We start from the raw sequence: 22652 nt of genomic DNA, 5'->3' as shown, positions 1-22652 counted from the left end.
TACCAAAATAGCACGATCATTGCTTGAAATTTCATATATTCAAGTAGAACTAAATCCAAATGCTGTATGAAAATTTTTACCAGACTGATGTTTATTATCTGTTTTATCAATAGTATCATCACACAGGCTCAGAATAATTATCCACAGAATTATTTCAGAAATCCATTAAACATTCCCATGCAGCTGGCTGCCAACTTTGGAGCTGTACGAACGAACCATTTTCATATGGGATTGGATTTGAGAACCAATAGCCAGGAAAATTTACCTGTATTCGCAGCTGCAAACGGATATGTAAGCAGAATAAAGATAGAGCGCTACGGCTTTGGAAACGCAATCTACATCACCCATCCGAACGGATATACTACAGTGTATGCCCATCTGAATAAATACTTTGATACACTTGATGAATATGTAAAGAGTAAACAATATAAAGATGAAAAATGGGAGCAGGACATTACTTTTTCACCAGAACAGTTTCCTGTAAACAAAGGACAGCAGATCGCTTTAAGCGGAAATACAGGTGGGTCCGCAGGGCCGCATCTGCATTTTGAAATAAGAGATACCAAAACGGAAGAATGTCTCAATCCGTTACTTTTTGGTTTTACCATTCCAGATAATATAGCTCCGGTTATCAGTGGACTGTACTGGTATGATCGACGTTTCAGTACGTATGAACCGGGGGCGAATGGAATTACGGTAAAGAAAACAGGAAGCATTTACACTACAGATGTTATCAGAGTTAATTCTCCGATGATAAGCTTTGGAATTAAAGCAGCGGATAAAGCCAATCAGGGATTTAATCTTGGAATTTATAAAGCAGAGCTATTAATGGACGGTAAGCTGGTCTATGGCTTTTCAATTGATAAAGTAAGTTATGATGATACCCGGTATGAGAATGGCTGTATTGATTATACCAAATTTGCCAGAGATAAAATGAGTATTCAGCATTTATCTGTTTTACCGGGGATGAAACTTCAAAACTATAGCATTCCCAATCTTACGGGAATTATTGATCTTCAGGATGAAGATGTTCACAACATCGAAATTATTTTAAAAGATGTGAATGGAAATAAAAGCCGCCTGATTACAAAAGTTCAGCTGAGTAAAATAACGGATAAAGTTAAAGCTGCCAATGAGATGGTAATGCCCAATGAAGAAAAAAAGATTACAACGGAAAATGCAGAGATCAATTTCAGTAAAAATGCAATGTATGACGCAGTAAACTTTAATGCATATGAAAAACCAGGGACTCATTTGAATGAAGTTTCAAATAATATCATTTTGCATAGCCCATATATCCCGGTGCATGATACATATACATTAAGAATAAAACCCAATAGGAAATTAAGTGCCCAGGAAAAAGATAAAGTTATTATTTTGCTGGATTACGGAAGTGATACGGATGAAGTAAAGGCCGCCTGGAACGGAGATTGGGCAGAAGGTAAATTCAACAGATTGGGTACGGCAAAACTAATATTGGATCCGAATCTGCCGTCAGCTTCACCAGGGTGGAAAGAAGGGGCTTTGGTCACCAGCAGTTCTTTACGGTTAAAAGGAAAAACCCAATATGGAGATATTGTTTCATTCCGGGCTGAACTGGATGGGAAATGGCTGCGGTTTGCCCGTGTAAAAGATGATTTTGTTTATGTTTTTGATGAAAAATGTCCAAAAGGTTCAGGAGAGCATCGTTTAACAGTAGCCACAACCAATACTGCCGGAAATACAAACATACAAACCTTTACCTTCCAGAGATAAATGTCTTTTAATACTTGAATCTTTAAGTCTTTTAATTTTAATTAAATAAATTTGCTTTTTAAAAATTAAAATCATTGGAATTTCACCCGTCAATCGAGAAAGCAGGTATTCAGGAAATAAAAAAGTTTCAGGAAGAAAAACTTCATGAGCTGTTGGTGTATCTTGAAAACCATTCCCCTTTTTATCAGAAATTATTCAGGGAAAATACAATCAAAACTGAAGATATCCGAACATTGGAAGACCTTCAAAAAATTCCCACTACCACAAAGAATGATTTGCAGCAGTATAATCATGATTTCTTCTGCATTACACCGGATAAGATTGTAGATTACAGTACAACTTCAGGTACACTGGGAGATCCGGTGACCTTTGGATTATCTGATAATGACCTTGAAAGGCTCGCTTACAATGAGGCGATCTCTTTTGCCTGCGCAGGCATTCAGAAAGGAGACGTAGTACAGATGATTACCACCATTGATAAACGCTTTATGGCTGGTCTTGCCTATTTCTTAGGATTAAGGAAAATGGGAGCAAGTGTAGTGAGAATGGGACCGGGAATTCCCGAATTACAATGGGATTCTATTTTCAGATACCAACCTAAATATCTGATTACCGTTCCATCTTTCCTGCTTAAAATGATCGATTATGCCGAAAAACATGGTCTGGATTATAAAAACTCCAGTGTTTATGGAGCCGTGTGTATTGGTGAAAGTATCAAAAATCAGGACTTTACAGATAATATTCTTTCTCAGAAGATCAAAGAAAAATGGGACATAAAACTTTTTTCAACCTATGCATCCACCGAAATGAGTACCGCTTTTACAGAGTGTGAATATCAGATTGGAGGGCATCATCATCCTGAGCTGATTATTACGGAAATTCTGGATGATGAAGGAAATCCTGTAAAAGAAGGAGAAAGTGGTGAGCTTACTATTACGACTTTAGGGGTGGAAGCAATTCCTCTCTTAAGATTTAAAACGGGAGATCTTGTAAGAGCACATAATGAGCCTTGTCAATGTGGAAGAAATACAATGAGGTTAGGTCCTGTGGTAGGAAGAAAACAGCAGATGATCAAATACAAGGGAACAACACTGTATCCGCCTGCGATGAATGATATTTTGAACGACTTTAATAATATCCTGTGCTACCAGATTGTTATCCAGGCCAATGAAATAGGGTTGGATGAGATCATCATCAAGCTGAGTACAGCAGAAGAAAATGAAAACTTCGTTAATGAAGTAAGAGATCATTTCCGTGCAAAACTGAGGGTAAGTCCGAAAATTGAAATTATCGATTTTGAAATCCTTTCCAAAACGGTTTTCAATCCCAATAGTAGAAAGCCGATCACTTTTATTGATTTAAGATAAAATTAAAAGAGAAGAAAGAGCAAAAATTTACTTTTTATAATATCTTTGCGCTCTTAAATATAAAAGCTAATACATATGAAAAAATTATTATTGCTGGTCTTTATGATTATAATGGCCTCAGCTTTCGGACAGGAGAAAATGAAAATTGTTGCAGGAAGTCTGGGTGTTTTAAAAGATCAGACCGAAGTGAATGTTGAGGTTAAGTTTGAGAATGTACTGTTTATGAAAGAAAATATTACAGAAGCTCAATACCTTGAAAACAGAAAAAAACAAGTTCTTGAAAATCCTAAAAGAGGTGAAGAAGCCTGGAAAAAATGGATTGAAGAATGGGAAAACTATAAAAAAGAATACTATGCAGACTATTTTGCAAAAGGTCTGAATAAAGCATACAAAAATATTTCATTTAAGAAAGATGGTTCTGCGAAATATACCCTGTTAGTAGAAACGAATTGGGTTTTCCCTGGCTGGCACGCAGGGCTTACTGCAATGACTGCTGAAATAACAGGTAAAATAAAACTGGTGGAAACCAATAATCCTTCTGCTGTATTAGCGGAGGTGAAGCTTGAAAAATTCGATAAGTTTACCCAAAATCGTGAATTTGTAATGGAGTACGGAAGAATAGCTGCGGCTTACGAATCTGCCGGAAAGTATCTCGGAAAGGAAATTAAAAAATCTTTAAAATAATAAAAAACGGTCTGAATGTTCAGACCGTTTTTGTTTTATTGATTTTCCTGTTCATGTTTTTCCAACTTAATCAGGTTGGCCAGGTTTTTAATAACTGTATCATGCTTTCTCACAAACGGATTGTCTTTGTTCCATACATATCCGGCCAGAACAGCGCATATCTTTTTCTTTACATCCGGATTTTCCGGTTGATGGAAAAATAACTCCTGAAGATTTCCGGTATACCATTCTTTCACATAAGTGGTAAAAACATCCACTCCGTATAAAATATAATCCGTGTATTCCGTCTGCCAGTCAACTTTTTCCCCATTAAGCTGCTTCAAAGCCAGTTTTGCAGCAAGCATTCCGGATTCTGTGGCAAAAGCCATTCCCGAAGAAAATACAGGATCAAGGAATTCTGAAGCGTTTCCTGTTAAAGCAAATCCATCTCCAAACAAGCTTTTCACAGAACATGAATAATCTTTCAGATGTTTTGGTTCAAAAAGGAATTCTACATTCCCGAAACGTTTTACATAATAATCAGAAAGAGAAATTGCTTTTCTTAAAGCTTCGGCAGTATCTCCGTTTTCGGATAATTGATCAATATATTCGGTAGGACCTACAATTCCTAAACTCGTATTTCCGTTGGAAAACGGAATTACCCAAAGCCATACTTCCGTTTCAATGATGTCAAAAGAAATTAACGTACCTTCTTCTCCAGGTTCTCTATTAACGTCATTTACATGCGAAAAAATAGCGGAATGAGGAGATAATTTAGATGGTTTTTCAAGATCTAATAAACGGGGAAGAACTCTTCCGTAGCCGCTGGAATCAATAACAAATTTAGCATGGATTTCTTTAGTCTCTCCATCTTTATTTCGCACAGTGGTTATAGAATCCGTTCCATTGAACTGTATGCCGATAACTTCAGTTTCAAATTCAAGGTCAATCCCTTTGTTAATCACTTCCTGAGCAAGAGTGTTGTCAAAATCAGCTCTTGGAACCTGCCAGGTCCAGTCCCAGCCTTCTCCGAATTTGTTGCTGAAATCAAAAATGCAGACTTCATCGCCGCGAAGGAAACGTGCTCCGAGCTTTTTTTCAAACCCCATTTTGTCTAATGCAGGGAAAAGTCCGGCCTCATCAAAGTGGTCCATCACCCTTGGAATTAAGCTTTCACCCACTACCAGTCTTGGAAATTTGGTCTTTTCGACTACTTTTACGTTGACGTTATTCTTCTTTAAGTACGAAGAAGATACGCATCCGGAAGGCCCAGCCCCGATTACAAGAACGTCAACAAATTCTTTGCTCATCTTTGATTTTTTATTTTAATAATAACTTTTATCTTTGCCGCAAAATTAGTGACAAATAATTAATATTTACAAAATTAGCAACTATTACTTTTAATTGATGAAAATAAATAACTTTTTAGAACTGAAAGACTTTCAAAAAATTATCATTGAGAATGAAAAAATAGAACTGGATGAATCACTTTTATCAAGAGTGGATAGAAGTTTTCAGTTTTTAAAAGAGTTTTCAAAAAATAAAGTAATATACGGTGTGAATACCGGTTTTGGGCCTATGGCTCAATTCAAGATCAGCGATGAAGATACGCACCAGCTTCAGTACAACCTGATCAGAAGTCATTCTTCAGGAATAGGAAATCCCCTGCCTGCACAGGAAGTGAAAGCCTGCATGCTGGCCAGATTGAATACTTTATCATTAGGAAATTCAGGAGTACACCAATCTGTTATATATCTTCTTCAGGAGCTCATCAACAGAGATATCACTCCATTGATCTTTGAACATGGAGGAGTTGGTGCAAGTGGAGATTTGGTTCAGCTGGCACACCTTGCTTTAGTACTGATTGGAGAAGGAGAAGTCTTTTATAATAGTGGAAGAAGATCTACAAAAGAAGTTTTTGAGTCTGAAGGATTAGAACCTATTAAAGTAGAAATCCGTGAAGGTCTTGCTCTGATGAACGGAACTTCTGTAATGTCCGGAATTGGTATTGTAAATGCTTATAAAGCAAATCAGCTGACAGATATTTCCATCAGACTTTCATGTGCAATCAATGAAATTGTTCAGGCATATGATGATCACTTCTCAGAAGCTTTGAATGGAACAAAGAAACATTACGGCCAGCAAAAAGTGGCGGAAAGAATGCGCGCACATCTTGCAGACAGTAAGCTGATCAGAAAAAGAGAAGATCACCTTTATACTCATTTCGAAGAACAGGAAAAGGTTTTCAAGGAGAAAGTACAGGAGTATTACTCTTTACGATGTGTTCCGCAAATCTTAGGTCCGGTGTTAGACACGTTGGAATATACGGAAAAGGTTCTTGAAAATGAGATTAATTCTGCGAACGATAACCCGATCATCAATGTTGAAGATCAGCACGTTTACCACGGAGGAAATTTCCATGGAGACTACATCTCTCTGGAAATGGATAAACTTAAGATTGTAGTAACCAAACTGACGATGCTTGCAGAAAGGCAGTTGAACTATCTTTTGAATGCGAAGATCAACGAAATTTTGCCTCCTTTTGTAAATTTAGGTAAATTAGGTTTCAATTTCGGGATGCAGGGTGTACAGTTTACAGCAACTTCTACTACAGCAGAAAGTCAGATGTTGTCAAACTCCATGTATGTTCACAGTATTCCGAATAATAATGACAATCAGGATATCGTAAGTATGGGAACCAATGCAGCGGTGATCTGTAGAAAAGTGATTGAAAATGCCTTTGAAGTATTAACGATTGAAGCAATCACAATTATTCAGGCTATTGAATATCTTGGTTTCCAGGATAAAGTTTCCTCATCAACAAAAGAATTGTATGATGAAATCAGAAAAATTATTCCTGCTTTTTCAGATGATATGGTCATGTACCCATACCTGGAAGAAGTGAAGAAATATTTAAAAACTATGTAATTATCTACAGCAATTAGTTGTCTATATAATACATAGGGATATAAAAATTAGCTTAAAAAAACTAAAAACAAAATAAACACTAACGCATGAAATGTGCAATTGTAACAGGGGGCTCCAGAGGAATCGGGAGAGCAATCTGTATAAAACTGGCAGAAGAAAAAAACTACCACATTCTCATCAACTACGCTTCCAATGAAACCGCAGCAAAAGAAACTTTGGCAAAAGTTGTAGAATTGGGTGCTACAGGAGAAATTCTTAAATTTGATGTAGGAAATACCGAAGAAACACAGGCTGTATTAACGGAATGGCAGGAGAAAAATCCGGATGCCGTGGTAGAAGTGATCGTTAATAATGCCGGAATCACAAGAGATGGTCTCTTTATGTGGATGCAGAAAGAAGACTGGAATCATGTGATCAATACAAGTCTGGACGGTTTTTTCAACGTAACCAACTTCTTTATCCAGAAACTGCTTCGTAACAAATACGGAAGAATCATCAATATGGTTTCAGTTTCAGGAGTGAAAGGAACAGCAGGCCAGACCAATTACTCTGCTGCAAAAGGAGCTTTGGTAGGAGCTACAAAGGCTCTTGCCCAGGAAGTAGCTAAAAGAAATATTACTGTAAATGCAGTGGCTCCGGGTTTTATCAGAACAGATATGACTCAGGAGTTCAATGAAGAAGAATTAAAAGCAATGATTCCTGCCAACAGATTTGGTGAAGCAGAAGAAGTTGCTGATCTGGTAGCTTTTCTGGCTTCAAGAAAATCTTCATACATCACAGGAGAAGTGATTAATATTAACGGCGGAATTTATTCATAATAATCTAACAATACACAAATGTATCAGAGAGCCAATGTTGATTGAATTTCAATGGAAATAGGACTGCATTCTTACGCTGATACATTGCTAAACTTAATATAAACAAATGGAAAATAGGGTTGTGATTACCGGGATGGGAATTTATTCCTGCATCGGGACCTCTTTAGAAGAGGTCAGGGAATCCCTATATCAAGGAAAATCCGGTATTGTTTTAGATAAAGACAGAAAAGAATTCGGTTTCAGATCAGGCCTTACAGGGGTTGTTCCTAAACCGGATCTGAAGAATCTTTTGAACAGACGCCAGCGTATCAGCATGGGAGAAGAGAGCGAATATGCTTATCTTGCCACCATTGATGCACTAAAACAGGCTAATCTGGATGAAACGTTTTTAGATACTCACGAGGTGGGAATTCTATACGGAAATGACAGTGTTTCTCAGGCAGTCGTAGAATCTATCGATATCGCAAGGGAAAAGAAAGATACAACATTGATGGGATCGGGAGCGATCTTCAAATCAATGAACTCAACAGTAACGATGAATCTTTCAACAATCTTTAAGCTGAAAGGGATTAATCTTACCATAAGTGCGGCGTGTGCAAGCGGTTCACATTCTTTGGGTCTTGCTTATATGATGATCAAAAACGGTTTTCAGGATATGATTATCTGCGGAGGTGCACAGGAAACCAACAAATATTCAATGGCTAGCTTTGACGGTTTAGGCGTTTTTTCCGCAAGAGAAGACGAACCTGAAAAAGCATCAAGACCTTTCGATGCAGACAGAGACGGATTAATTCCAAGTGGAGGAGCTGCAACCTTAATCGTTGAAAGTCTGGAATCCGCCCAAAGAAGAGGAGTTCCCATTATTGCTGAAATTATCGGGTATGGTTTCTCTTCAAACGGAGGGCATATTTCTACTCCGAATGTAGACGGACCTGCCTTAGCTATGGACAGAGCCCTAAAACAATCTGGATTGAATGCTTCAGACATCGATTATATCAATGCTCATGCAACTTCCACACCCATTGGTGATGCCAATGAAGCTAAAGCAATTTATGAGATCTTCGGAAACGAAGTTCCGGTAAGTTCTACCAAATCCATGACGGGACATGAATGCTGGATGGCAGGCGCAAGTGAAGTTATCTACTCCATTCTGATGATGCAGAACGATTTTGTGGCTCCCAATATTAATCTGGAAAACCCTGATAATGAGGCGAAAAAGATAAATTTAATCGCAAAAACAAAAAATCAAAAAATTGATGTATTTTTGTCGAATTCTTTTGGGTTTGGGGGAACCAATTCTGCACTAATAGTTAAAAAATTTGATTAAAAACATGGAAAGGGAAAAGATTGTTGCCATTGTTAATGATTTTCTGGTAAATGAATTCGAAGTAGACGGAGATGAAATCAGTAACGATGCCAACCTTAAAAATACACTAGGCTTGGATAGTCTGGATTATATTGACATGGTAGTTGTGATTGAATCTAATTTCGGAGTGAAATTAGGAGAAGCCGACTTCAAGAAAATGGTAACATTTGATGATTTCTACACTACGATTGAAAATAAAATAGCTGAAAAAAAAGCTTAATTATCGAGTAAACCTTTATTCTATAAAAAGTACCAATGTAATAATATAACGGTGTACAGCATACACTAAAAATAGTATTACATTGGTATACTCTTATATTGGTAAATTGTATTTATGAACAAATGGAAAGGTAAATCTAAAGGAACGGTATTAGGATACAGGATATTCGTTTGGTGTATTAGAAATATCGGAATCAGAAGTTCATATGGCGTGCTTTACTTTGTAGCAGCCTATTACTCGCTGTTTCAGAAAAAAAGTAACCGCTATATTCTTTATTACTTTCAAAAAAGATTGAATTACGGATATTGGAAAGCTAAAAGTTCCATATTTAAAAGCTATTTCACTTTTGGAAAGGTTCTTATTGATAAAACGGCTATTTCTGCCGGATTAAGAGAAAAATACACTTACGAATTTGACGGGATTGAAAATCTAAGAAATCTTCTGGCTGCCAAAAAAGGCGGGGTTCTGATCAGTGCTCATATCGGAAACTTTGAAATTGCAGAACATTTTTTTGCCGATATCGATTTCGACTGCCAGATCAATCTGGTAACCACTGATCAGGAAGTGACCGTAATCAAAGAATACCTGGAAAGCGTTGCCGTAAAAGAAAGTAATATCAAATTCATTTATGTGAAAGAAGATATGTCTCATATTTTTGAGATCAATCAGGCTTTATCAAACAATGAACTAATCTGCTTTACCGGTGACCGCTATTTTGAGGGCTCCAAATATCTGGAAGCTGAATTACTGGGGAAAAGTGCAAAATTTCCGGCAGGACCATTCCTTATTGCCTCAAGACTTGGAGTTCCGGTAGTATATGTGTATGTAATGAAAGAAAATAATCTGCATTATCATTTATACGCAAGAGTCGCTCAAAATATTAAAAACCGTGACTCACAGGGACTTTTGCAGTCTTATGTTCAAAATCTTGAAACCATGGTGAAAAAATATCCGCTTCAATGGTTTAATTATTTTGATTTTTGGGATGATATTGATTAATTTTTCTATTTTTATCCCTGAAAAACTAATAAAATAACTCAAAACCATTAAGATTAACTGAGAATTTAGAATCACCAAATAGTATTGCCCAAATAGGATTTCTTTGCATACGATACCAAAATAATGTCTGAATTTCTTAATTTCTCAATCTCTTAATTTAAAAGCACATTCTCTTTTGAAAAAAGAATATGACATACTTGTAATCGGCAGCGGATTGGGAGGTCTTGTTTCGGCTCTTATTTTGGCGAAAGAAGGCCTGAAAGTTTGTGTGCTGGAAAAAAACAACCAGTATGGAGGAAATCTACAAACTTTTTCAAGAGATAAATTAATTTTTGATACCGGAGTTCACTATCTTGGAGGGCTTTCGGAAGGGCAGAACCTGAACCGCTTCTTTTCCTATCTGGAGATTATGAATGATCTTGAGCTTCAGAAGATGGATGAAGACGGATACGACAGAATTTCATTTGATGGCGACACCATTGAATATCCCCATGCACAGGGCTATCAGAATTTTATAGAACAGCTGTCAAAATATTTTCCGGATGAAAAAGAAAACCTTGAAAACTATTGCGAAGAAATTCAGTATGTCTGCAGCCAGTTTCCAAGATATCATGTAGTAGGGAAAGATAATTACAACGAAGAGATCCTGCATTTAAATACCAAAAGATTTATAGAATCTGTTACCCAGAACAAAAAACTGCAGTCGGTTTTACTGGGTTCTAATTTTTTATATGCAGGAGATTCCGAAAATGTACCTTTTTACGTTCATGCCCTAACGGTTAATTCTTATATTCAGAGTGCTTATAAATGCGTGAAGGGAGGAAGCCAGATTTCAAAACTGTTGATTAGAAAACTTAGAGAATATGGAGCAGAAGTACATAAACATTCGGAAGTTTCTGAATTTATTTTTAATGAAAATAATGTACTGACCTCAGCAAAAACAAAATCAGGAAAAGAATATACTGCGAGACAGTTTATTTCGAATATTGAAATTCGTTCCACAGTAAAGCTGATCGGTGAAGACAGACTCAAGAAGTCCTTTCTGAACAGGGTTCTAAGCTGGCAGCCGGTCTCATCATGCTTCAGTGTTTATCTGGTTTTAAAACCTCAGAGTCTTCCGAATTTTAATTATAATATATATCATTATTCATCAGAAGATTTGGTTTGGAAGGCATTCCGCTATCAAAAAGAAGCCTGGCCGGAAACATATATGCTTTCATCTACACTATCAAAACATCATCCTGAATTTGCAGAAAGTCTTACGGCGATTTCCTATATGGATTTTGATGAGGTTAAAGAATGGGAAAACACTTTCAATACAGTGGCTGATGAACATGAAAGAGGAGCGGCCTACGAAAGATTTAAACTTGAAAAGACAGAGAAAATGCTTGATGCCTTGGAAAAGAAGATACCAAGCCTCAGAGATGCTGTTAAAAAGATATACACCTCTTCTCCATTGTCTTACAGGGATTATATCGGAAACTTTGAAGGGAATATGTACGGATACATGAAAAGCTCGGAGAATCCTCTTAAAACAATGGTTTCTCCACGTACCAAAATCGATAATCTTTTCCTTACCGGACAGTCTGTAAACATGCATGGAATTTTGGGTGTAACCATTGGAGCTTTCAATACCTGTGCTGAAATTTTAGGAAAGGAAACCATTGATGCAAGGTTAAGATCAATCAATGATTAATAAAAACGAAAAGTGAAAAAAACGAATACCATACTACCATTTTACAAAAGAATCATTGTTTGCCTGACTTTCTTTTTTCTACTTTCCTCATGTGGAATATCAAAATCAATTCACCATATTCCTGAGGTAAAACAATATTCATTGGAAGTTCCTGAGGTAACAAAGATAAACGATAGTACTTTCAGATATCATCAGAATTATTTAACGAAAAATAAACAGCAGCTTTGGGAACTCTATATCAAAGGAAATCCATTGCAGCTGGGATATAATAACGGAGCATTGACGCAAGACCTCATGCAGAAACAGGAAGGTATTTTCTTCTCAAAGGTGGAAGGGTTTGTACCCTCAAAATTCAAACAAAGACTGTTGAGGGGCTTCTTAAAATGGTACAACAGAAAAATGTATCTCAATGTAAGAGAAGATTATCAGGCGGAATTATATGGACTATCTCAATATTCTTCCGATCAGTTTGATTTTATTGCCCCTAAATACTTAAGGAATCTATATCTCCACGGAGCCCACGATATTGGCCATGCAATGCAGGATCTCGCCATGGTTGGCTGCAGCTCTCTGGCTGTATGGAATGAAAATACGGAAGATGGAGACCTGCTGATTGGAAGGAACTTCGACTTTTATGTAGGTGATGATTTCGCTAAAAATAAGCTTGTTGAATTTGTACAGCCGGAAAATGGAATTCCTTATATGTCAGTCAGCTGGCCTGGAATGATAGGAGTAGTTTCCGGGATGAATAAAGAAGGTATTACGGTGACAATCAATGCCGGAAAATCAAAAATTCCGCTCACAGCAAAGACTCCGATCTCTCTTGTTACCAGAGAAATTCTACAATATGCCAAGAATATTGATGAAGCCATTGCCATTGCTAAGAAAAGAAAAGTTTTTGTTTCGGAATCTATTCTTGTGGGAAGTGCAGCCGATAAAAACGCTGTGATCATTGAGGTTTCACCTAAAAATTTCGGAGTATATAAAGTGCAGAATACCAGTAAGGTAATTTGTACCAATCATTTCCAGTCTGAAGCTTACAAAGATGATAAAAGAAATCAGAAACATATTATGGAAAGTCATTCTGAATACCGCTATGAAAAGCTGCAGGAGCTTTTGCAGGAAGAAAGAAAGCTTAATCCGGAAAAAATGGCTTCTATTCTAAGAAATACATCAGGGTTAAAAGATGAAAATATTGGCTATGGAAATGAGAAAGCATTAAATCAGCTTATTTCCCATCATGCCGTTATATTTTCGCCTCAGAAAAAGCTGGTTTGGGTTTCTTCCAATCCTTATCAGTTAGGAGAATTCGTTTGCTATGATCTCAACGAAATATTTTCAGAGAATGGTCTTCAACCTGATGATCTTTCAAAATCTAAACTGAATATTGCCAGAGATCCTTTTGCAGACTCTCAACAATTTAAAAACTATGAAGAATACAGGAAAATTAGCCCGGAAATAAATAATGCTATTGACGACAACAAAATGCTTTCGGATGAATTTCTTGCTCATTATCAGGCTTTAAATCCTTATTTTTGGAAAGGATATTATCTGGCCGGAAAATATTATTTTAAGAATAAAGAATATTCAAAAGCAAAATCTGAATTTGAAAAAGCTTTGACAAAAGAAATTACCACCGTTCCGGATAGAAAAGAAGTAGAGAAATACCTTAAGAAAACCTTACATAAGCTGAAATGATTCCAAAACATATAAAACTGCTGTTCTGTATTCCTTTTATTATTATCATTTGCTATTCCGTTTACCTTTGTACGGTATACAGTTCAGTTCCGGATATTATTCCCATTCACAGTTTTGGAAATGTAAAAGATAATTATGGAAATAAAATATTCCTTGTACTGCCGATATTACTGAATCTTGTTATTCTTGTCATCATCTGGAGGATTATCAGAAGGCCGGATAAAATAAAGTTTACTTTTGAAATCAATGAAAACGACAGGGAGAAAACCTATCATACAACACAGCTGGCACTGGTGATTATTGCGATATTTATTACCATTATGATGGGGCCTTTATCATTCTCCGACGTTGTTTATAAATAATATACCATGAAAAAACTATTAACTTTTCTTTTTATCACTTGTTCATTATTGTCATTTTCTCAGAACAGAAAAGAAATAGGCAGTACTTTTATCAAAACTTTGTTTATTGATAAGAATATAGAAAAAGCACACACTTCCTTTGACTCCTCAATTGCAGGCCATATTCCGATAGAACAGCTTAAAGCAGTTATGGATCAGCTCCAGGAACAGATGGGAAGTATTAAACAAATTCTTGAAGTAAATAACGAAGGAGATATTTACTATTACTACACAGAATTTGAAAAATCTAAACTTGATATTCAACTGACTTTTAATGAAAATAATAAGCTGCTTGGTTTCTTTTTAGTGCCTCATAAAACATTTGAAGAGCGAGATGAAAAAACAACACTGAGAATAAAAAGTGATGATATTGATTTGAATGGAACATTACTGGTTCCCACTTCCGATAATAAGAAAAGACTGGTGATTTTCGTTCATGGATCAGGAGCCAGTGACAGAGATGAAACAATAGGCGGGAATAAACCCTTCAAAGATATTGCAGAGTATCTTTTCAATAATGGCATCGCTTCATACCGTTATGATAAAAGAACATATTCCAACCCGGAAACATTCAACGAAAATTCTACTGTAGAGCAGGAAACAATCAATGATGCTGTGAATGCAGCGAATTATTTTAAAAATAATACAGACTTTAAAGGATATCAGATTATTATTTTAGGCCACAGCCAAGGAGCTTATTTGATGCCTAAGATTGCAGAAAGAGCCATGGCCTCTAAATATATTTTTATGGCAGGAAATGCAAGACCTTTACAAAATCTGATCATTGAACAATACGAATATATTCACAATATCGATCCTGCAAAACTTCCAGCTGATGAAGTTCAGAAAATAAAAAAGCAGGTTGCTTTATTAAATTCATCAAAATTCTCCTTACATACACCCGCGAGTGATCTTCCTCTGGGGCAATCTGCTGCTTACTGGAAATACCTAAAAGACTATAACCAGCTTACTGAAGTAAAGAAGATTAAAGCTCCTATGTTTTTTGCTCAGGGTGGAAGAGATTATCAGGTTACTGAAAAAGACTTTAATCTTTGGAAAAATGAGTTGAAAAATAATAAAACGGCAGAATTTAAATTCTATCCTTCTTTAAGCCACTTATTCATTTCCGGCTCAGGGAAGCCCTCTCCGAAAGATTACGAGATAAAAGGGAAAGTTGATGAAGAATTCTTACGAGACCTTACACTTTTTATTTTAAAATAGTTTTTTCGAATTTTTATTAAAGAATTGTTTTTATTTAACATAATCAATTTTATTGAATAAATTGTTTTTAAATATGTAACATCTAGATTATTTCCCTACTAACTGAATAATTTAAAGTGTTAATATTTACCAAAAAGCAATTTATATGAAAAAAATTCGACTAAGTATTAGACTGTTATTGTTTTGCTCTCTTTTTGGTGCGGGTGCAGTATCTGCTCAAAATTTTGAACAAACAATCAAAGACTATGTTAATTCAGGTCAGGGATCATTCCAGAGAGTAAATCCGGAACTGAAAACATTTAAAATCATCAATATCGATCATTCAAAGAGCCTGAAAGGAGACATTGTAGGGATACAGCAGACAATTAACGGTATTCCGGTGTTTGGAAGTTCTGCAAATGTTCTGATCAGAGAAGATAAAGTGCTGAGCTTTGCAGATACTTTTATCAAAACTTATCCTTCCAGCATCAAAGGAAAACAGACTGCATCAAAGGATGCGCTGGTGGCAGGAACCATTGCAAAACTGAATGGTTTATCTTCAATAAAGAATATTGACGGGAAAGAAGAGCCGATAAAGGTGAATACTGTTTATTTTGCAAAAGACGGAGAACTAATCTTAGGTTACCAGTTTTATGTTGAAGAAAAAGAAACTGGTAATGTGTTGAATACCATTATAAGTACAGATGATGGCTTTATTTTATATCAAGAAAATATTACCTTATCTTGTAACTTCCACTCTGAAGCTTATAATCATTCTTCGGATGGTACTATGGCGGCTATGTTCCCTCGTTTTCAGGAGAATATAAAGCAAGAAACAAATTTTATTTTAGCCCCGGATAATGCTTCTTACAATGTATTTGCACTTCCTGTGGAAGCTCCTACATTCGGGAGCAGAACCTTACTTACCAATCCATGGGATCTTACTGCTTCATCTGAAGGCTGGCATTCAGATGGGACGAATCATTATACCAACACAAGAGGAAATAATGTATATGCCTATACAGATGAAAATAATACCAATATCCCTCAGTTTTCTCCGGACGGAGGTGCAGGAAGAAATTTCGATTATCCATTAGATATAACATTGCCTCCACAAAATTACACATCTGCAGCAGTGACCAATTTATTTTATTTGAATAATAAGATTCATGATGTGTTTTATAAGTTCGGATTTACAGAATCTGCCAAAAACTTCCAAATCAATAACTTTGGAAAAGGTGGCTCTGGTAATGATGCTGTCTTAGCAGAAGCCAGAGATGGGAAATCCTACAACAATGCAAATTTTAATACACCAAGCGATGGTTTTGCACCAAGAATGCAGATGTATTTATTTGAACCTAAAAACATGCAGAATCTTTTTTATAATTCGCCTGCAGTATTTACGTCACGAATTCCAACTTCTAAAACAGCCCAATTTGGACCGGCACTGACAGTAAATGGTGTTACTGCCAATATTGCAGTGACCACTCCTATTGATGGGTGTACTGCTATTACTGAAGATCTGACCGGAAAAATAGCTTTGATACAACGAGGAGGAGCAAATGGTTGTGGTTTTGCTCTCAAGGTTAAAAATGCGCAGCTAAAAGGAGCTGTAGGAGCTATCATTTATGATGCCCCAACATCTACACCGCTTACTGGTCAGATGGGTGGAACAGATGCTACCATTACGATACCTTCAGTAGAAATAATAAACTCTGAAGGGGTTGCCATTGTTAATCAATTGGCTTCTACTCCGGTGAATGGAACCTTAAAATATGATAAAAACAATTATATTTATAAAGATGGAAGTCTTGATAACGGGATTGTTACTCATGAATATGGACATGGTATATCTACCCGTCTTACCGGTACAAGTGTTGGTTGTTTAAATTATACAACAGATAATGAACAGATGGGAGAAGGATGGTCTGATTTCTTTGCCTTGATGCTGACCAACAGACCTGGTGATAACGCTTCTGTTCCAAGAGGAATGGGAACCTTTGCTGATGGGGAGTCTACTGATGGAGATGGGATAAGACCAAAGAAATATTCACCGGATTTTATGATAAATAACTATACATATGGGAAAACCAATGGAATGAAAATTAATGATACAGAGTCGTCGGGGACTCAAATTACCAGAGCAAATGTCCATAGTATAGGATTTGTTTGGGCAACAATGCTTTGGGATTTACATTGGAACTATGTAGATAAATATGGCTATAACAGTAATGTATTGGCTGACACAAATAGCGGAAGTGCAAGAGTGCTTCAGTTGGTTATGGATGCCCTTAAGTTACAACCTTGTAGCCCAAGCTTTATACAGGGAAGAAATGCAATATTAGCTGCTGAAATGGCTACAACAAACGGTGCTGATAAGTGCATGATCTGGAAAACATTTGCAAAAAGAGGATTGGGAGTTAATGCAGCACCAGGCGGGCTTATTGGAAGGTGGTTAGGCTTTGATCAGCCTGCTCCGGATCTAAATGACCAGGTGGAAGATTTTACCATTCCGGCAGAATGTGAGGTACTGGCAGTAAAAGAAATTCAAAATTCTAAAGGAATATCCATTTATCCGAACCCTGTAAGAAATGAATTCACGATAAAAACACCGTCTGATACAAATCTATCAGGAATTACAACTGTTTCTATTTATGACTTCACAGGAAAACTGATCTCTCAGGAAAACATTAATCTTAATAAGCAAAATACGATCAGTGCAGAGAAACTGATCAATGGAACTTATATTGTAAAAGTGAGTAGTAATTCAATTGATTACTCTCAGAAAATCATCGTTTCAAAATAGAAATAATAGATAATAACTGATTGTAAAGAGCCCCGGAATGATATATTCCGGGCTTTTTATTTTTAATTATTCTCGGGGTTCAGTTTGTTCAGAAAAAAGAAGGTAGCTGTTCCTGCAATCGCAGATAATGTTGTACTTAGAATAAAGCTTCCAATTATATACTGTAAAAGATTGTTTTTGATCAGATCAAAATTCAGATCCTGATTCAGAATATCACTGTCACCATGAACAAATGGAGCTCCCAAAAACAGAGAAGCAGCAATAATAAAGGGAATAAAAGGAGGAAGACTTACATTGGATGCTACAAATGCAAGTACTTTATTCAGCTTAAAAAGAACTGATAAGCTGATCACCAGAAGCGTCTGAAATCCCCAGAAAGGAGAAAACCCGATAAATACTCCCAATGCAATAGAAAATGCTTTTGTACGGTTCGTTCCGTCACTTTCTAATACATCTTCCTGGATGAATCTTTTAAAGCTTTTTTTTTTGAAATTATTCACGAAGTTTCTCGGAATAATATAGAGTAAAGTTATGGTTACAAGAATAGTATTCAGAATACTGATCCTTGTAAAATCTTTGAAAGGTCTGAAATGGGAAACCCGTTCAGCCGGATCATAGAGCACCTTTATCGGAACATTCTTTACTGGAACATGTCTCCAGGCTGTTCTTACAATGATTTCTATTTCAAATTCAAACTTTGGAGTAAAGTATTTCTTTGGAATTTTATGCAAAGGGTAAAGCCTGTATCCGGATTGGGTGTCTTCCAGCTTAATTCCGGTCTCAAACCAGAACCAGAAGTTGGAAAACCTGTTTCCGAAGCTGCTTTTCTTAGGAATCCCATCCTGAGACATATTTCTGTTTCCAATTAAAAGGAGGTCTTCTTTTTCCTGAAGAAGAGCGTTTACAAACACCGGAATGTCATCCGGATAATGCTGCCCGTCAGAATCAATGGTTATTGCATATTGAAATCCCAGCTCTTTTGCTTTTCTGAAACCTATTTTTAATCCGTTCCCTTTTCCTTTGTTTTCCGGTAAAGAGATTATGGTAATTTGAGGATATTGAGTGAGAATTTGCGGAGTAGAATCGGTGGAGCCATCATTAACCACAATAATACTTTCGGTGTAATTGAGCACACCGTTAATAACCCTTTTCAGGGTTTTTTCATTATTGTAAGTAGGTATTAAAACGCAGATCTTCTTTTCAGAAATTGCATTTTGTACTTCAGCAAGGGACATTATTTTATTTTAAAGTGGCTCTTTCTGCCTCTGTAATGGTTTTAGACTGCATAGCAAACCTTTTGATGTAGTTTTTTAAAGCTGCATTCTGTTTGCTGTAATTGTTTAAAAGGAATGCTTTGTCATCCTTTAAGCTGCCTCTGTATCCTACTATTTTTGGAATATTTTCCTGAACGCTTAATCTGATCAGACGAAGTTCCGCATTATTCGGATTACTTTTGATAATACCTTCAAGACTTGTGGCTCCGGTTTTTACCAATGATTTTCTGTTGCTTTTGGCAATTTTTGCTTCCATGATCTTAGCTGCAGCTTTATACCCCAGTGTTACGGCATCAGAACCGGATTGTTTTTCTGCAGTTTCAATGAAGTTTTCTGTATTGGCATTAGATTCATTGGCCTTTGCGTAGCTGTTTCTCAATGATTCAATATCAGACTGAAAGAAAAAGAAAAATGCTGCTAAAAAGGATAAAATAAGTTTCATGATAGTAATTTTTTATAGCTTACAGACAATTTTAATGCAATAGTCTCGCCAAAAGAAGTGATGTTTTTTACTTTAACATCTTCACCATTTTCATCAATATCCAGTTGAAGCTTTAAATCCGGAGATTCAAAGGGATTAATGATGGCCATGAATTTTACATTGGAGGCTGTTTTTAAAAATAATTTTGAACCTGTAAACTCTTCTGTCAGCTCCTTTATAATCTGCATCATACAAACTCCCGGAGTTACAGGGTTTCCTGGGAAATGCCCTTTGAAGATATCATGATCTTTATTTAAGTTGATATAAGCAGTAAATTTTCCGTCTTCTGCTTTTTCGTATGATGTTAAAGTATAAAAGTCTGTAAGAATGGTTTGCATGATCTTATTTTTTAAGATTAAATGTATAATAAACTCCAGCCTGGAATGTTACATTGGTGTGGTCATTAAATATCTTTACAAAACCCTTTTTAATTCGGGCCTCTACTCCAATATTCTTTGTTATATCATATCCGGCACCTAATAATATTCCCAGATCCACACTCGCAGGAGAAGGAATATTTTTATTATCAGTAAGTACCTCCAGGGTAGGTCCGAAATGAATATTAAATTTATCAAAATAAAATTTATTTACCACTGCTGCTCCTACATATGAAAGACTTACCGTTTTAGATTCTGCATTTGTATTTTGCTTTTCAAACCTGGCTCCCTGGCGGGTATAATAAAGTTCAGGTTGAAGGGCGTAAAATCTGGCAAATCGTATATTCGCCTGAAACCCTACATAAAAATCAACTTTTGATTTTATATCATATCGGTCTGTTCCATACTGATAATAACTTTGCTGGTCAGTATACCAATAATTATTCTGGCCTTCTGATAGATGTGAAATATTGGCGCCCACTCTGATTCCCGGATTGAAAGTTACCTGAGCAAAAGAAAAAGAAGTAAAAAGTGCAAAAAATAAGAAATGTATTTTTTTCATGTCGGAGATTATTCCGTTTCGGTTATTTGAAATAGTTTTATGTTGATTTTAAAATCTTTGTGCTGTAGATTTAAACTATCCGCGAAGATATGCTTTTTTGCATCAAAAGTAAAATCGATTTTTTCCTTATTGTTTTTTGTATAAATAATCTGTTTCAGTAATCCGGTTTCTTTGTTGAAGAACAAATAATAGCTTTTATTTTCAATTTTCGAAAGATAGATTCTGGCATTTTCGTTTTCAAAGCTTTCACTCACCGGATATTGTCTTTTCAAAAGCTGTTGAAAATCATTCTTCAAAAAATTAATAACGATCTTTTTATCCAGATCAGGAAGAACATAATTCAACTTAAAATCATGGTCTGAAACTTCAAAATCGATCAGTTTGTTTCCGAAATCAGAAGTTAAAGCAACGCGGTGTGTCGTTTCATTCAGTTTTTTGATGATCAGAATACCGCTTACATGGTTCTTATAAATATCCATCTGGCATTTATACACATAATCATCATGAGAAGAAAAATATAGATTTTCAACCGTTTTTTCAGCGGTTGAAATCGGCTTTACATCAGCCAGCTTATAGGTTTTGCAAGAAGCTGTCAGTAATATAACCAGACTATAAACTAAACTCTGACGCAGGAATCGAAGCATTGATCTTGGTATTTTTGAAAACAATATTGGTAGTATCTCCGGAAGCTTCCGTCATATTAACCTGAGAAACCGTAGACTGGTTCTTTGGAAAGGAAAGTTCGATCTGCTTGATGTATTTCAACAGCTGGGCAGTCTTTGGGACAAATCTGGCCACGTTGTAATTTCCGTTTTTGAAATAGGTTACAGTGAATTCAGGATCATTGAACATTGTACCATTTGAACTTCCTACGATCAGTTTATTGATTTTTTCGAACGTTTTGCTTTTAGCATCTACCGAAGATTTCTTCCCTTGATCGTTGATGTAAATTTTATTACTTTTAAAAACAATACTGTACTGGTAAGGTTTGGTATATTTCCAGCTTAGCATATTGGGGGTCTGCAAAGACATTTTTCCGTAAGTTACAATGCTTTTATCCAAAAAGTCCATTTTCTTGGTTTGGGTAAAATCACTCTGCAATGTCTTGATCTCTTTGGTATCAGAAGAAACCTTTGATACAAATGCTTTTGCTTCTGTACCTGACATTGCTGTATTCTGGGCAAAAAAGAAACCAGAAACCAGTAAAAATGTTCCTAAAACTATATTTTTAATCATTTTTATTTGAATTTATAACAGAATCAACTGTAAAAGTTGAATATTTTTTCTCCTTCAAAAATACTAATAAATCTATCAGTACCCGATAAGTCTTTTCTGATGTATCATGAAGGAGGATGATACTCCCTTTTTTAAGGCCTTTTGTCACTCTTCCGTAGATCTTTTTTTCATCATCAATGATTGTATCTAAAGAGCGGACATTCCAGCCTATACTTTTTTTATTTGTTTTTTTGATAGCTTTCGCAATATTCGGATTGGTAACCCCAAAAGGAGGTCTGTAAAGAGAGGTCTTTATATTTCCGGTATTTTGAATAATCTCATCACATTTTTCAATCTCGTGAATCATTTTTGAAGCGGATAAAAAACCCGTTGAGTTAGAATGAGATAACGTATGATTCCCGATGGTATGACCTTCCGCAATAATCCTCTGGAATGTTTCCGGATATTTTTCTATCTGTTTCCCGATACAGAAAAAGGTTGCTTTCACCTGATGTTCTTTGAGTACATCTAAAAATTTGGGAGTGAATTCAGTAGGGCCGTCATCAAAGGTCAGTGCAACTTCTTTAATTCTGGTGCGCTTGTGAGTAATACTGTTGACGAAATAGTCCAGTTCAATATCGAAAGAACCCCATACCACTACCGCAGAAAATGCAAAAAAACAAAACAGATAAACCCAGAAGCTCCCATGAAACGCATAAATAAAAACGTTACAAAAGAGATAGAACAGGATGAATAGATAATGTTTCATTGCTGATTACTTTTTATATTGAACAGTTCGTTTAGAATCTTCTGGGCATAATATTTT

General features: G+C 36.0%; 21 protein-coding genes. 13 read left to right on the top strand and 8 right to left on the bottom strand.

The window, feature by feature from the left end:
- Positions 1 to 66 precede the first annotated feature (66 nt).
- From F3J23_RS20130 to F3J23_RS20120, 3 genes are all read left to right on the top strand, one after another.
- Positions 67 to 1755, top strand: coding sequence for a M23 family metallopeptidase (locus tag F3J23_RS20130; protein WP_167033112.1), 1689 nt, complete (start codon positions 67 to 69; stop codon positions 1753 to 1755).
- Between the two features lie 74 nt (positions 1756 to 1829).
- Entirely contained in the window at positions 1830 to 3122 is a 1293-nt protein-coding gene (locus F3J23_RS20125; RefSeq protein ID WP_167033110.1) for a phenylacetate--CoA ligase family protein, read from the top strand.
- Positions 3123 to 3197: 75 nt separating this feature from the next.
- Positions 3198 to 3806, top strand: coding sequence for a hypothetical protein (locus tag F3J23_RS20120; RefSeq protein ID WP_167033108.1), 609 nt, complete (start codon positions 3198 to 3200; stop codon positions 3804 to 3806).
- Between the two features lie 35 nt (positions 3807 to 3841).
- Here the strand turns inward: F3J23_RS20120 and F3J23_RS20115 are convergent, their stop codons facing one another.
- Complete coding sequence (locus tag F3J23_RS20115) at positions 3842 to 5095, bottom strand: NAD(P)/FAD-dependent oxidoreductase (RefSeq protein ID WP_167033106.1); 1254 nt, start codon at positions 5093 to 5095, stop codon at positions 3842 to 3844.
- Between the two features lie 97 nt (positions 5096 to 5192).
- Here F3J23_RS20115 and hutH point away from each other — a divergent pair, with 97 nt between their 5' ends.
- The 10 genes from hutH to F3J23_RS20065 all read left to right on the top strand — a co-directional run bounded on the left by hutH (position 5193) and on the right by F3J23_RS20065 (position 17917).
- Complete coding sequence (hutH, locus tag F3J23_RS20110) at positions 5193 to 6713, top strand: histidine ammonia-lyase (RefSeq protein WP_185156487.1); 1521 nt, start codon at positions 5193 to 5195, stop codon at positions 6711 to 6713.
- 86 nt (positions 6714 to 6799) lie between these two features.
- Positions 6800 to 7531 carry a 3-oxoacyl-ACP reductase FabG gene (fabG, locus tag F3J23_RS20105; RefSeq protein ID WP_167033102.1) on the top strand — a complete coding sequence of 244 codons (732 nt, stop codon included), beginning with the start codon at positions 6800 to 6802 and terminating at the stop codon, positions 7529 to 7531.
- A 106-nt stretch (positions 7532 to 7637) separates the two neighbouring features.
- Entirely contained in the window at positions 7638 to 8858 is a 1221-nt protein-coding gene (locus F3J23_RS20100) for a beta-ketoacyl-[acyl-carrier-protein] synthase family protein (RefSeq protein ID WP_167033100.1), read from the top strand.
- A 4-nt stretch (positions 8859 to 8862) separates the two neighbouring features.
- Complete coding sequence (locus F3J23_RS20095) at positions 8863 to 9117, top strand: acyl carrier protein (protein ID WP_167033098.1); 255 nt, start codon at positions 8863 to 8865, stop codon at positions 9115 to 9117.
- Positions 9118 to 9231: 114 nt separating this feature from the next.
- Positions 9232 to 10116: a lipid A biosynthesis acyltransferase gene (locus F3J23_RS20090; protein WP_167033096.1), complete on the top strand. Its 885-nt coding sequence runs from the start codon at positions 9232 to 9234 to the stop codon at positions 10114 to 10116.
- Positions 10117 to 10291: 175 nt separating this feature from the next.
- On the top strand, positions 10292 to 11812 hold the full coding sequence (locus F3J23_RS20085; protein WP_167033094.1) for a phytoene desaturase family protein: 1521 nt from the start codon (positions 10292 to 10294) through the stop codon (positions 11810 to 11812).
- Between the two features lie 12 nt (positions 11813 to 11824).
- Positions 11825 to 13510, top strand: a complete 1686-nt coding sequence (locus F3J23_RS20080; protein WP_167033092.1) for a C45 family autoproteolytic acyltransferase/hydolase — start codon at positions 11825 to 11827, stop codon at positions 13508 to 13510.
- Positions 13507 to 13872, top strand: a complete 366-nt coding sequence (locus tag F3J23_RS20075; RefSeq protein WP_167033090.1) for a hypothetical protein — start codon at positions 13507 to 13509, stop codon at positions 13870 to 13872. The genes F3J23_RS20080 and F3J23_RS20075 overlap by 4 nt, the downstream gene beginning before the upstream one ends.
- A 6-nt stretch (positions 13873 to 13878) precedes the next feature.
- On the top strand, positions 13879 to 15132 hold the full coding sequence (locus F3J23_RS20070) for a DUF3887 domain-containing protein (protein ID WP_167033089.1): 1254 nt from the start codon (positions 13879 to 13881) through the stop codon (positions 15130 to 15132).
- 145 nt (positions 15133 to 15277) lie between these two features.
- The gene (locus F3J23_RS20065; RefSeq protein ID WP_167033087.1) at positions 15278 to 17917 is read left to right on the top strand and encodes a T9SS-dependent M36 family metallopeptidase; all 2640 of its coding nucleotides are present in this window, start codon (positions 15278 to 15280) and stop codon (positions 17915 to 17917) included.
- A 62-nt stretch (positions 17918 to 17979) separates the two neighbouring features.
- On the opposite strand, the gene F3J23_RS20060 is transcribed toward F3J23_RS20065, so the two are convergent.
- The 7 genes from F3J23_RS20060 to F3J23_RS20030 are packed head-to-tail and all read right to left on the bottom strand — an operon-like array spanning position 17980 to position 22595.
- Positions 17980 to 19152, bottom strand: coding sequence for a DUF2062 domain-containing protein (locus F3J23_RS20060; protein WP_167033085.1), 1173 nt, complete (start codon positions 19150 to 19152; stop codon positions 17980 to 17982).
- Positions 19153 to 19156: 4 nt separating this feature from the next.
- On the bottom strand, positions 19157 to 19633 hold the full coding sequence (locus F3J23_RS20055; protein WP_167033083.1) for a hypothetical protein: 477 nt from the start codon (positions 19631 to 19633) through the stop codon (positions 19157 to 19159).
- The gene (locus F3J23_RS20050; protein WP_185156486.1) at positions 19630 to 20010 is read right to left on the bottom strand and encodes a 3-hydroxyacyl-ACP dehydratase; all 381 of its coding nucleotides are present in this window, start codon (positions 20008 to 20010) and stop codon (positions 19630 to 19632) included. Before F3J23_RS20050 ends, F3J23_RS20055 begins: the two co-directional genes overlap by 4 nt.
- Positions 20011 to 20014: 4 nt before the next feature.
- Positions 20015 to 20611 (bottom strand): outer membrane beta-barrel protein, encoded by a 597-nt coding sequence (locus F3J23_RS20045; protein ID WP_167033081.1) that lies wholly within the window; start codon positions 20609 to 20611, stop codon positions 20015 to 20017.
- A gap of 8 nt (positions 20612 to 20619) precedes the next feature.
- Positions 20620 to 21255, bottom strand: a complete 636-nt coding sequence (locus F3J23_RS20040; RefSeq protein WP_167033079.1) for a hypothetical protein — start codon at positions 21253 to 21255, stop codon at positions 20620 to 20622.
- The gene (locus F3J23_RS20035) at positions 21221 to 21847 is read right to left on the bottom strand and encodes a LolA family protein (protein WP_167033077.1); all 627 of its coding nucleotides are present in this window, start codon (positions 21845 to 21847) and stop codon (positions 21221 to 21223) included. Before F3J23_RS20035 ends, F3J23_RS20040 begins: the two co-directional genes overlap by 35 nt.
- A complete protein-coding gene (locus F3J23_RS20030) occupies positions 21840 to 22595 on the bottom strand; it encodes a polysaccharide deacetylase family protein (RefSeq protein ID WP_167033075.1) in 756 nt (251 codons plus the stop codon). The genes F3J23_RS20035 and F3J23_RS20030 overlap by 8 nt, the downstream gene beginning before the upstream one ends.
- Positions 22596 to 22652: the final 57 nt, after the last annotated feature.

It is taken from the genome of Chryseobacterium sp. Tr-659, assembly GCF_011752975.1.
In the GTDB taxonomy this organism is placed as follows: Bacteria; Bacteroidota; Bacteroidia; order Flavobacteriales; family Weeksellaceae; genus Chryseobacterium.
This window is presented reverse-complemented; position numbering and strand designations above follow the sequence as displayed.